The sequence below is a fragment of the Staphylococcus sp. HMSC061G12 genome, assembly GCF_001838465.1.
Taxonomy (GTDB): Bacteria; Bacillota; Bacilli; order Staphylococcales; family Staphylococcaceae; genus Staphylococcus; species Staphylococcus simulans.
This window is the reverse complement of the sequence record NZ_KV837103.1, coordinates 1-12,039: the sequence shown is the minus strand read 5'-3', so window position 1 is coordinate 12,039 and position 12,039 is coordinate 1. Positions and strand designations below refer to the sequence as shown.

The window sequence follows — 12,039 nt, the reverse complement described above, 5'->3', positions numbered from 1 at the left end:
TATATCAACCGAATTTGACAAAGAGCCAAAATAATAAGCAAACAAAAAATCATGTATCTCTGCTCTTAACTGAGTGAGATACATGATTTTCTTTTACTCTGAATAAACTTGTATGAAGTTATTTATCAAAGAAACGTTTTATTTCATCATTCAAACCTTTATAGTAATCATAACGTGTAACTGGGAATTTATCTTTCATATCATCATCTGTGCTATTATGCATCACAAACGGATGACCGATATGACTTAAATAAATCTCATCATTACCACTGTCACCGAAACCTAGTACACCTTCTGAATCAAGATCATACATATCTAACAGGTAGCGCACAGCGAATAACTTGCCAGCGTTTTTAGGTGTAAAGTGTACATCATACGCATCTTCAGGGTCACCTGCTTTAGGATTCGTTTTATTATAATGTACCGCATAGTCATAAGCCGCTGCTTTATCTTGTAAATCTTTTAAATTCTGCTCGTCTTTTTCTTCATCGCCTTGTGCATAATAGTAATATTCATACAATGTTTCTTCATCTCTGAATTCTCTTTGGGGATGAAGTTCAACTTGGTGTTCTGACTCGAAGCTGTCGATAATTTCATCAACTTTTTCTTTAGTGAACGTTGTTTCTGAAACAGCTTCTTCATAATCTTTAGAACGTTGATATTCGCCTTTATCATCTAGTTCAAATAATTTGGAACATAAGTCAGAAAAGATAAAGTACGGTTTATATTCCATTTCCGCATGTTCCATTTTCTCCATAATACTTTCAAAGATACTGCCTGATAACACTGCAGTAATCACTTGGTGCTTTTCTTCAGCTTGTTTCAGTGTCGATTCAAGTTCACGTAGTTCAGGAATATCTTCTTTCGTGGTTTGATGCTTATAATACGTTTCGTCAAAATCAAATAAAATTAATTGACGCACCATATCATCCCTCCAACCTTGGTTATAATTCTAACTCTTCGCGGTAAATCACAGGTTCATAATCGTCATCATTGATAGCTTTACTATAATAACCTTCATCTGTTTCTTTTAAACCAAAGGCTTCGGCCTTATCCGCTTCACTTGTGCCAATATAACCTTGACCTTTCGCATCAAAAAACAAATCAAAGAGCGTACCGCCATAACGTGCTTCATGTTTCAAATCATATAATGCATCGACTTCTTGACGTTTGACGTCTTTATAAAACAATGTATGGCTCGAATATTTTGTTGTTTTCGCTTCAAAACCTAAAGACTGCGCTCCGGCATCTTCTGTGACCAAATGCAAAGTCTTGCCAAAGTCATTTAAGACGCGAAACACTTCTCCTTGATATTCTGCATAACGTCCATCTAATACTGTATGTTGTTCTTTCATGATTTTCACCTCATTTAATGTGTGACGATAATTTAGGATTCTGTATCTTCACCCTTTAAAATAGAAACAATTTCTGGCGCTTTCTCTACGACATAATCCGCATGTTTAAATTCATGCGCTTGACCTACGCCTGTCAATACAGCTACAGACAGTCCTAAGCCAGCGTTAACAGCGGTTTGTATATCATTAGGTGTATCGCCTACAATTGCGATTTCTTCCGCTTTAAGCCCCTTCTCTTGTGCAAAGAGCGGCTTTAATACAGCTGGGTCTGGCTTTTCAGCCGCATTAGATTCAGTAGAGATGACTAAATCAAAGAACGCTTCTGTATCTGTAGATTCAATAAATTGATCTGTGCCTTTCTTCGTATCACTCGTAATAATTCCAATATGATATCCATCTGCCTTTAATGTTTCTAACGCTTCCACCATCCCATCAATCCATTTAATTTCAGGAACTCTATGGTCAATGAGATATTGACTCGTCTTGCGTGTCCACTCGCCCACATCTTCTCCAGCTAACGCATTGAAATTCTGAATAATTTCATCTAGCGAACCACAGGCCATCGGTGTACCAGGTTCTATTTGATTCTTTTCTTTATTCACACCTAAAGTCTGGTAAGCATGTGCTTGATCTTCTTCTGAAATAAAACGTTCCACAAACTGATCCACCATTTGAATACCAATCTTCATCCAACTCATATCAAAATCAATGAGTGTGCCATCTTTATCAAATAAGATCCATTTAATTGTCATCAGTTTCACGCTTCTTTCTTTATACTTTTATTTCATTTTATCAATTTATGAATTAAGAAGGAAATTAAAAAAGGCTTACACCCTTTGTATTGGATGTAAGCACAAAATGCATCAACGATTAATCTTTCTCACAGTTTTGACGGTCCTTTGATGGTTCTGGTAACGTCTTGACCAACGTAAACAATACAATCGTTTGGAAGGTCACCATAATCAATAAACCAATTCTGATATAGAAGTTATCTAGCATATAAAGCGAAAATGCGATAACAATATATAAACTCAATAAAATTTTGAACTTCTTCTTTAAAGTAAAGCCTCTATCTCTTTTGAAGCTTTCCACATATTCACCGTAAACCTTTGTACTCACTAACCAACGATTAAATCTTTCAGAACTTCTTGAAAAACAAACAGCTGCTAAAAGTAAAAAAGGTGTAGTTGGCAACAAAGGTACAACGATTCCTATAAAACCAACGATAGCTGAAATTAAACCTATCGTAATTAAAATATATCTCATAAAAGCACCTCTACCGATAATCATTTTCAATTATACAATAGAATACAGACTAGTAAACAATAATATGTTTGCTTATTACTTTTATCTACCTTGAGTTTAGTTAGCACTTTCTGTAGGATAGTTTGTATGTCAAAATCTTAAGGAGAAACCTATATGAGATTACATAAAATGAAGCTTCAAGAAGCCAACTTTCCAAAAGCATTAGATATTTGGGAAAGCTCTGTCATCGCGACACATGACTTTTTAAAAGAAGAAGATAGAATCACTTTAAAACAAGAGATTTCTACTTACTTCCAACAAGTTGAAGCTTATTTGTGGTTTGTTGGACAAGAAGCAATTGGCTTTTCTGGAACACACGATCACAACTTAGAAATGCTTTTTATAGACCCAAAACACTTTAATCAAGGTTACGGTTCAGAAATCCTGCAATATTTAATCCAGCAAGGAAAAGTACATTATGTGGATGTTAACAAGGATAATGAACGCGCAATAGAATTCTATCTTAAAAATGGCTTTGAAGTTTATAAAACCTCTCAAACAGACGCTCAAGGTAGAAATTATCCTATTTTACATATGAAATTATAAAGCACTCGGCAAAAACCTTTAATTATATTAATGACAAAACAGGTCAGAAACACACTGTTATCTGTGCTTCTGACCTGTTATTTTTATCACTATTTATAATTCTTTTTCGAATTATTTTTTAGGAACGACCACTCTCCAGCCGTGTTTGTCTTCTAATTTACCACTTTGGATACCAGTATATTGGTCATATAAGTGTTGAGTGATTTTACCTGTTTCGTTATTATTGATAACGATTTCGCGGTCTTCGTATTTTAAGACGCCTACAGGTGAAATAACTGCAGCTGTACCTGTACCGAAGACTTCATCTAATTCACCTTTATCATACGCTTCGAATAATTCATCTACAGATACACGACGTTCTTCTACTTTATAGCCAAGTTCTTTAGCTAATTCGATTACTGTTTTACGTGTAATACCTGGTAAGATACTACCGTTTAATTCAGGTGTAACAAGTGTGCCGTTTTCAACGAAGAAGATGTTCATGCTTCCGACTTCTTCGATGTATTTTTGTTCTACACCGTCTAACCATAATACTTGGTCATAACCTTCTTTGTTTGCGTTAGATTGTGCTAATAAGCTTGCTGCGTAGTTACCAGCTACTTTCGCAAATCCAACACCACCACGTACGGCACGAACGTATTTATCTTCTACATAAATACGTGTTGGTTTTAATGCGTCTCCGCCATAGTATGAACCAGAAGGAGATAAGATAATTAATAATTTGTAGTGAGATGCTGGATGTACACCTAAACCTGCTTCAGTCGCAAAGACGAATGGACGAATGTATAATGATTGACCTTCCCCTTCAGGTACCCAGTCACGTTCAACATTCACAAGTTCTTTTAATCCTTCTAATAATAACTCTTCATCAATTTGCGGCATTTCTAAGCGTGCTAATGATTGATTAATACGTTTGAAGTTTTGGTCAGGTCTAAATAAATCAACCTCTCCATTATGTTTGTATGCTTTTAATCCTTCAAAGACTGCTTGGCCATAATGAAGTCCTTGTGCAGCGGGATCAAGTTCGATCGGTGCATAAGGAGTAATCTTCAAATCATGCCAACCACCTTTATCTTCATCGTAGTCATAACTTAACATGTAATCAGTGAAGTGTTGACCGAACCCTAAGTTACTTGGATCTGGTTTTTGTTTAAGCTCTTCACGTTTCTCGAATTTAACATTTTCTGACATGATTTCTGCCTCCTAAAATTGTGCTTATAAATAAGATAATACTAAAATTATAGCAATCTAAGCCTGTGTATTCAATGAGTTTTTAGAAAATTTAAAAAATATGCCCCTAATCAAATCCTCTATTGAACACAGTTATTTATATCTCTCTTTAACATTTCCCCATTGATACAAATTAAAAGTTGCTATATTCCTTACACTTCCATTATTGTACAGTCTATTTCTGAATGCAACTGTGAGCAATCTCATTTTCACTTTGCATAGACGATCTATTCATTAAGAACATCCACTTCCTTTATCAGCATCTAATGTCGCACTGACTCCATATGGCAAGATACACTTTGGTTCATTATGGCCAAAGCTGCCATTAGCGATGATAATTTTATGTTCTAGGTTTTGTTCTCGCAAAATTTTTAACCATAACGCTTCTATCTCTTGATGATGTTGTCATCTAATCGTCACCCACTTAACATTAGTCTACTGCCGTCATACATAATAATTAACAGGACGAACATTTTCTATAGGTCCTAGAAAACATTCAGCCCTGTTGATTTAATTCATATGCTTATATTATTTTTGTGTTGCTGCTTCTTTCTCTCTAACCCCTTGCAACATAGCTTCTGTCATCTTGTCTAAATCATATTTAGGTGAGAAGCCCCATTCATTTCTTGCACAACTTGTATCAATCGCATCTGGCCAGCTATCTGCAATACCTTGTCTGACTGGATCTACTTCATAGTGCATTTTGAATTCTGGAATTTGTTTACGAATAGATGCGGCAATTTCTTCTGGCTCGAAACTCATACCGCTTAAGTTAAAGGCACAACGATTTTCAATATTTTCTTCTGGTGCTTCCATCAATTTAATAATTGCATCGATCGCATCATCCATAAACATCATATCCATGTAAGTATCTTTACCGATAAAGCTTGTATACTCACCTTTACGTACCGCCTCAAAATAAATCTCACAAGCGTAATCTGTTGTACCGCCGCCTGGTTCTTTCACAAATGAAATTAACCCAGGGAAACGTACGCTTCGTGTATCTACACCAAACTTAGTATGGTAATACTCGCATAATAACTCACCTGATACTTTGTTTACACCGTACATAGATGTTGGTCGTTGAATCGTTAACGCAGGTGTATCACGTTTAGGTGTTGTTGGCCCGAATGCCCCGATAGAACTTGGTGTAAAGAACTGTACATTATGATGGCGTGCCGCTTCTAACGCATTGACTAAACCACCCATATTAATATTCCATGCCAGCATTGGATCTTTCTCAGCTGTCGCAGACAATAATGCGGCCATATGCATTAAAGCATCTGGTTGAAATTCCTCTACAACCTCATTCATGCGTGCTGCATCTGTTACATCTAATATCGCAAACGGTCCGTCTTTGATTAGAGAATCCGCTTCTGGTTCTCTAATATCCGTTGCTAAAACATTATCTGTTCCATAAATCTCACGACATTTTAATACAAGTTCAGTCCCGATTTGCCCTAGTGCGCCAGTAATCATAATTCTTTTCATATTTCTCTCTCCCCTTTGAAAAGTGCGCTAAAAAACTGTAGTATTTCTGAGGTGTACATTCTCTTGTTATTTAACACTATATTTTTATAAATGCTTATTAATGTATATACCATACGTACAAAAATAAGTAAAGCGCTTACATTTGAAAAGAGCAAAATTATACTTTTCTATTTATTTCAAAGACACATCATTTAGATAAACCATCAAATATTTTTACGGCAATGCTTTTGAAGAAATTCATAACCTTCTTTCTCATAGAAATCAACAGCTGCGTTATTTTTCCCCCAATAATCCAATTCTACTGTGTCACACCGCTCTTTTTCTGCTACCTCTTCTATATACTGCATGAGTGCATGCCCATAACCTTTATGCTGAAATTCTGGTTCAATACTGATTTGATGAATATACAACGTCTTCTGCCCATAACGAAATGGCGTTTCATATAACGTTACCAATTGCGCCCACAAGTACCCAGCCGCTATTCCTTTAACCGTTTCAATGACTAATAAATAATGCTCAGGTTGATGCATGAGCTTTTGAAATAGATCTAGCGTATCCAAATAATGGTAAGGCTTAAAAATATCTGGGTAGGCTTGATGATGGATGTCATGGACAGTTTGATTTAAACGTGCTAATAAAGCTGCATCCTCACATATTTTAATTTCCAACAGTATCCCTCACTCTCAACACCATATTGGCATTACTTTATTCGAAGTCTTGACTTGCGTCATGTTATGATTATTGTAACGTTTTTTTGTACTGATTACTGTTTTTAAGGAGGCACATTTATGTGTACGAGTTTTGCATTTACATCTCAATATGATGCGAACTATTTAGCACGCACCATGGATTTTTCATTTAGTTTGAATTCTTTCCCGAAAGCTATTCCTAGAAATTATGAATGGACAAGCAACAATGGTCGTGACTTTAAATTAAATTACGGCTTTGTAGGAACTGCAATGACAGTCAATGGTGTGGTATTTGGAGATGGCATAAACGAAAAAGGATTATCCATTGCTGTGTTATATTATCAAGGAGAAGCTTCTTATGCGACTTCTACTTCTAATGACAATATCAATCTAGAACCTGAAGAATTCATTATGTGGTTTTTAGGCATGAATGAATCTATCAGAGACTTTAAAGAACAAGCAGATAATGTTCGTTTACTTAAACAAGTAAATCCCGCATTAGACAGCGTTCCACCACTACACTTTATGATTACAGATCAATCTGGTCAAAGTATCGTTGTGATTCCTTCAGACGGTCAACTGATTATTAAAGAGAATCCCATTCGTGTATTAACGAATAACCCTAACTTAGAATGGCATTATCAAAATGTCAGACAGTATACACACTTCAATATCGAAGCGCCCTCACCGTCACTCTTAGGCATTGAGAGTGTAAAACCTTTTGGCGTTGAATCTGGTACTGAAGTTCTGCCGGGCGGTTATACTTCCCCATCTCGTTTCGTTAAAATGGCTTATTTCCGTCAATTTATCGAAGATGCGGAAGATGAGAATAAACGACTCAACAACTTATTTAAATTACTCGATACTGTCAGTATTCCAAGAGGTGTCGTTTTAGACGAAGGTACGATTTATTACACACAATACCAAGCTATCGTCGATACACACCATCTCACTTATTACTTTAAAGACTATAACGGTTCAGATGTATACCAAATCAAACTGACTGATGAGATTTTAAACGCAAGTGATGCGATTACTTATACAGTAAAACCTAAATTAAATCTGGTTGATTTAACTGAAGAAGCTTCAGACCATCAGTAAATAGAACTAAACGGAGAAGCACATAGAGAAGCTGCTCCGTTTTTTCTATATCCATATGGTATTATCAATTAGATTATAACTTTTAATGGTATTAAGGGGCTGATACATATGTGTACGAGCTTTACCTTTACTTCACAATACGACACAACTTACTTAGCACGGACCATGGACTTTGCGTTTGAACTGAAAGCTTTTCCTAAAGTTATCCCAAGAAACTATCAGTGGGAAACAACTTATGGACAAACCTTCACTTTTGACTATGGTTTTGTAGGCAGTGCGATGAAAATAGACGATGTAATGTTCGCAGATGGCATCAATGAAAAAGGTCTTTCTATCGCAATTTTAAACAACAATGGCTTTGCGACATATAAGCCTGCACCCGCTTCACATCATATTAATTTAGGTCCAGAATCATTCATTATGTGGCTTTTAGGTACGAACGCATCCATCTCACATTTAAAAGAAACGATTGGTAATGTGAGGTTGATTGATGAACAAAACCCTGTACTTGGTAAAACACCTGCCTTTCATTTCATCGTCACTGATCAAACAGGTCAAAGTATTGTTCTTGTACCAAATGGTGGTAAACTGATTTTGAAAGATAATCCGGTACAAGTTCTGACTAATCACCCTGACTTAGAATGGCACTACCAGAATTTACAACAGTACATAGCTTTTAATACTGATTCATCAGCATCCATCACACTTGGTGATAAACAAGTAGATCCAATTCATGTCGAAACAAATACTGAAATATTGCCTGGAGGTTATACCTCGCCAGCACGTTTCGTTAAAACTGCTTATTTCCGTCAAATGATTGAAGATGCTGAAGACGACACGATGCGCTTAAATAACCTATTCAAATTATTAGACACTGTCAGTATTCCGAGAGGCATCGTACTCCACGAAGGGCAGCCTCATTATACGCAATATCAATGTATACTCGATTGCGAACACTTAACGTATTATTATAAAGACTATAACAGCTCAGATATTTATACGATTCAACTGACAGACGTCTTACTAGATTCAAAAGAAGAGAAAACATATGAAATTAAGCCACAATTAAATTTAAAAGATATCACCCTGTCACAACACGATTCACACCATGATGAAGGAGTAGATTAATATGTATGATGAACAATTTAAAAAAGAGTATCAAGCTGCTGTATGTGCTTATACTAAAAAGTTTAAAGAAGCTCCTAGTAGAATGCTTTTACGGGGTATGCCTGCTGAAGATGCTTTGGAACTTATGAAAGACTGTGTGAAAGATAACGAACCATTGGAAAAGTTTTATTTAGATAATCACTACTTGAGTTAAGTACGTTCGTGTATTCACTCAACGGATAAAATGAATATATACGACACCTCTGAATCAACCACAAAGGAATGAAAAACTATGTATGATGACAAATTGATTGATGCCTATGAAGCTGCTGAAAAAGCTTATGAGAAAAAATTTGGAGAACCACCAGGCAGAATGTTTTTGAGACAAATGACACTTGAAGAATCATTAGAACGCATTGAACAATGCATCAAAGATAACGAACCATTAGAGAAGTTTTATCTTGATCATAGATATATCACTTAAACAATAAAAGAAATGACTCAGCTAAGTATCTAATAGACTAATTTCTAAAATAAAAGCGGAACCGTTCAAATAACTGAACAGTTCCGCTTCATTGTTTATATAAAGCTACTTAGATTACGCCAAGTTCTTTACCTACTTTTTTATACGCCTCAAGTGCTTCATCTAACATTTCTTTAGTATGTGCAGCTGTAGGCATATTACGTACACGTCCTGTACCACGTGGTACTGTTGGGAAGACGATAGATTTCACATAAACTCCTTCGTCTTTTAGACGTTTACTGAATTCTTGTGTTTGTTTTTCATCACCAATAATTACAGGTGTGATTGGTGTTTCTGATTCACCAATATCATAACCTAGTTCTTTTAAGCCGTCTTTAAGATAATTCGCATTTTCCCAAAGTTTGTCATGCAGTTCTGTAGAATCCATAAGTTTACGTACAGCGGCAGTAATCGCTGCTGAAGATTCTGGTGTTAAAGATGTTGAGAATAAGAATGGACGTGATTGTACTTTCAACCAGTCGATTAACTCTTGTGTCCCAGCGACATAACCGCCGACCACACCAATTGCTTTAGATAATGTACCGATTTGGAAATCGATTTTATCTTGTAAACCGAAGTGTTTTACTGTGCCAGCACCTTTACCCATAACACCTGATCCGTGCGCATCATCGACATAAGTAATTAAGTCAAACTCTTCCGCAATCTCAACGATTTCAGGTAACTTCGCTACGTCACCATCCATACTGAACACACCATCAGTGATATACATCACTTTATTGTATTGACCTGATTCTACAGCTTCTTTCGCTTTTTGACGTAAGTCGTCCATATCTGAATGATTTACGCGAATAATTTTAGCTTTAGATAAGCGGCAACCATCGATAATAGAGGCATGGTTTAACTCATCTGAAAGAATCGCATCATTTTTATTCATAACCGCAGAAATCGCTGCCATATTACAATTAAAACCAGATTGATATGCAATCGCTGCTTCTGTTCCTTTAAATTCAGCTAATGTGTTTTCTAAAGTTTCATGAACATCTAGTGTACCGTTGATTGTACGTACTGCACCTGCACCGACACCATAATGATCGATTGCTTCTTTCGCAACTTTTTTCAAGTCTTCGTCTGTTGCTAAACCTAAGTAGTTGTTTGAAGAAAGATTGATATACTTTTCGCCGTTGATTGTAATTTCCGGTCCATTTGCCCCTTCGACAATATCAATCTCGTTGTATAATCCATTATCCTTTAAATATTGAATGTTTTCGTCTAAAAAACCATGTAATGATTGAACCATTGGTTGATTATCCCCCTTGTGTTAGATTACATATATCATAACGTATTTTATTATAATAGAAAAGTTAACACTGATTAGTTATTTTGAAAAAACAAAATTTTGTATATTAAAAGGTCGAAATGACGCGTTATTTTAACATGAACGTTTTAAGTTTATTCTGTGGAACGCGTGCTATAATAAGGACATCTATATTAATTACAGAAGAGGTGAATACCATGTTGAATTGGTATCAACTTGCGCACGATAAAGAAAAAACTATGATTCAACTCAGAAGACATCTTCATCAATATCCTGAGTTATCGTTTGAAGAACATAACACCCACGACTATATCGTTAATCAGCTCGAACAATTAGACTGTACGATTCGTAGACCTGTAGGAAAAAACGGTATTGTCGCAACATTTAAAGGCCAAGGCGAAGGCCCGACAGTCGCCTTACGTGCTGACTTCGATGCCCTTCCGATTACTGAACTGAACGACAAACCTTATCGTTCTAAAAATGAAGGATGTATGCATGCGTGCGGTCACGATGGCCATACTGCGATTCTCTTAGGCGTTGCTCAAATTATTAATGAACATTTAGCACATTTAAAAGGCAACGTCGTATTAATCTTTCAATATGGTGAAGAAATTGTTCCTGGCGGTGCCCAACAAATGATTGATGATGGTGCTTTAGAAGGTGTAGACAGTGTTTACGGCAACCACCTATGGAGTGGTTATCCCACAGGCATCATTTATTCACGTCCAGGCGCCATGATGGCTTCACCTGATGAATTTACCGTTACCATTCAAGGTCAAGGCGGTCACGGTGCTAAACCGCATGAAACGATTGACCCGATTGTGATATTAGCTGAATTTATTCTAAGCGCACAAAAAATCGTTTCACGTACGGTCGATCCGATTAAACAAGCTGTGGTTACTTTCGGAATGATTCAAGCCGGTTCATCAGATAGTGTGATACCCGACTCTGCGATGTGTCGCGGTACAGTGCGCACATTTGATTCTGAGCTCCAAACACATATCATGAATAAACTTGATAAGCTTCTACAAGGGCTTGCGCTTGCGAATGATATTGAATACACAATGGATTATGAACGTGGCTATGTCCCTGTGCATAATAATGAACAAGCTTATGAAACAGTTAAGCAAGCCGCTCATGATATGAATTTACGCTTTACTGAAGCAGATATGATGATGGTTGGCGAAGATTTCTCAGCTTATCAACGTGTGAGACCTGGCGCTTTCTTTCTAACAGGATGTGGTAATGCGCAAAAAGGTACAGACTACCCTCACCATAATCCTTACTTTGATATTGATGAAGCTGCATTGAAATACGCAGCTGCCGAGTTCTTAAAAATATTAGAATTAGAAAATGTTTTATCTTCTGAACGTCTTTAAATCAAAATCGAGTAGGAGAGTAATCATTAATTGACCA

14 protein-coding genes are annotated in these 12,039 nt (G+C 36.4%); 6 read left to right on the top strand and 8 right to left on the bottom strand.

Going from position 1 to position 12,039, the window contains the following annotated elements:
- Positions 1-118 precede the first annotated feature (118 nt).
- The 4 genes from HMPREF2937_RS08160 to HMPREF2937_RS08145 all read right to left on the bottom strand — a co-directional run bounded on the left by HMPREF2937_RS08160 (position 119) and on the right by HMPREF2937_RS08145 (position 2,621).
- A complete protein-coding gene (locus HMPREF2937_RS08160; protein ID WP_070864369.1) occupies positions 119-925 on the bottom strand; it encodes an HAD-IIB family hydrolase in 807 nt (268 codons plus the stop codon).
- A 19-nt stretch (positions 926-944) separates the two neighbouring features.
- On the bottom strand, positions 945-1,355 hold the full coding sequence (locus HMPREF2937_RS08155) for a hypothetical protein (protein ID WP_070864368.1): 411 nt from the start codon (positions 1,353-1,355) through the stop codon (positions 945-947).
- 32 nt (positions 1,356-1,387) lie between these two features.
- Positions 1,388-2,101: an HAD family hydrolase gene (locus HMPREF2937_RS08150; protein ID WP_031262637.1), complete on the bottom strand. Its 714-nt coding sequence runs from the start codon at positions 2,099-2,101 to the stop codon at positions 1,388-1,390.
- Positions 2,102-2,225: 124 nt separating this feature from the next.
- Entirely contained in the window at positions 2,226-2,621 is a 396-nt protein-coding gene (locus HMPREF2937_RS08145) for a YbaN family protein (protein ID WP_002481348.1), read from the bottom strand.
- Positions 2,622-2,774: 153 nt separating this feature from the next.
- Here HMPREF2937_RS08145 and HMPREF2937_RS08140 point away from each other — a divergent pair, with 153 nt between their 5' ends.
- Positions 2,775-3,206 (top strand): GNAT family N-acetyltransferase, encoded by a 432-nt coding sequence (locus tag HMPREF2937_RS08140; protein WP_070864367.1) that lies wholly within the window; start codon positions 2,775-2,777, stop codon positions 3,204-3,206.
- A 111-nt stretch (positions 3,207-3,317) separates the two neighbouring features.
- Here HMPREF2937_RS08140 and HMPREF2937_RS08135 read toward each other — a convergent pair whose 3' ends face one another.
- From HMPREF2937_RS08135 to HMPREF2937_RS08125, 3 genes are all read right to left on the bottom strand, one after another.
- Positions 3,318-4,397, bottom strand: a complete 1,080-nt coding sequence (locus HMPREF2937_RS08135) for a branched-chain amino acid aminotransferase (RefSeq protein ID WP_002481346.1) — start codon at positions 4,395-4,397, stop codon at positions 3,318-3,320.
- A gap of 567 nt (positions 4,398-4,964) precedes the next feature.
- Positions 4,965-5,927: an L-threonine 3-dehydrogenase gene (locus HMPREF2937_RS08130; RefSeq protein ID WP_002481345.1), complete on the bottom strand. Its 963-nt coding sequence runs from the start codon at positions 5,925-5,927 to the stop codon at positions 4,965-4,967.
- Between the two features lie 203 nt (positions 5,928-6,130).
- Positions 6,131-6,595 carry a GNAT family N-acetyltransferase gene (locus HMPREF2937_RS08125; RefSeq protein WP_070864366.1) on the bottom strand — a complete coding sequence of 155 codons (465 nt, stop codon included), beginning with the start codon at positions 6,593-6,595 and terminating at the stop codon, positions 6,131-6,133.
- Between the two features lie 120 nt (positions 6,596-6,715).
- Between HMPREF2937_RS08125 and HMPREF2937_RS08120 the strand changes: the two genes are divergently transcribed.
- The 4 genes from HMPREF2937_RS08120 (at position 6,716) to HMPREF2937_RS08105 (ending at position 9,308) form a co-directional block, all read left to right on the top strand.
- Positions 6,716-7,717, top strand: coding sequence for a choloylglycine hydrolase family protein (locus tag HMPREF2937_RS08120; RefSeq protein ID WP_023016310.1), 1,002 nt, complete (start codon positions 6,716-6,718; stop codon positions 7,715-7,717).
- A gap of 108 nt (positions 7,718-7,825) precedes the next feature.
- Positions 7,826-8,845: a choloylglycine hydrolase family protein gene (locus tag HMPREF2937_RS08115; RefSeq protein WP_070848487.1), complete on the top strand. Its 1,020-nt coding sequence runs from the start codon at positions 7,826-7,828 to the stop codon at positions 8,843-8,845.
- A 1-nt stretch (position 8,846) separates the two neighbouring features.
- Entirely contained in the window at positions 8,847-9,038 is a 192-nt protein-coding gene (locus tag HMPREF2937_RS08110; RefSeq protein ID WP_002481341.1) for a hypothetical protein, read from the top strand.
- 78 nt (positions 9,039-9,116) lie between these two features.
- On the top strand, positions 9,117-9,308 hold the full coding sequence (locus HMPREF2937_RS08105; protein ID WP_002481340.1) for a hypothetical protein: 192 nt from the start codon (positions 9,117-9,119) through the stop codon (positions 9,306-9,308).
- 109 nt (positions 9,309-9,417) lie between these two features.
- Here the strand turns inward: HMPREF2937_RS08105 and HMPREF2937_RS08100 are convergent, their stop codons facing one another.
- The gene (locus HMPREF2937_RS08100) at positions 9,418-10,605 is read right to left on the bottom strand and encodes a glycine C-acetyltransferase (protein ID WP_023016308.1); all 1,188 of its coding nucleotides are present in this window, start codon (positions 10,603-10,605) and stop codon (positions 9,418-9,420) included.
- 215 nt (positions 10,606-10,820) lie between these two features.
- Between HMPREF2937_RS08100 and HMPREF2937_RS08095 the strand changes: the two genes are divergently transcribed.
- Positions 10,821-12,002 carry a M20 family metallopeptidase gene (locus HMPREF2937_RS08095; protein WP_002481338.1) on the top strand — a complete coding sequence of 394 codons (1,182 nt, stop codon included), beginning with the start codon at positions 10,821-10,823 and terminating at the stop codon, positions 12,000-12,002.
- Positions 12,003-12,039: the final 37 nt, after the last annotated feature.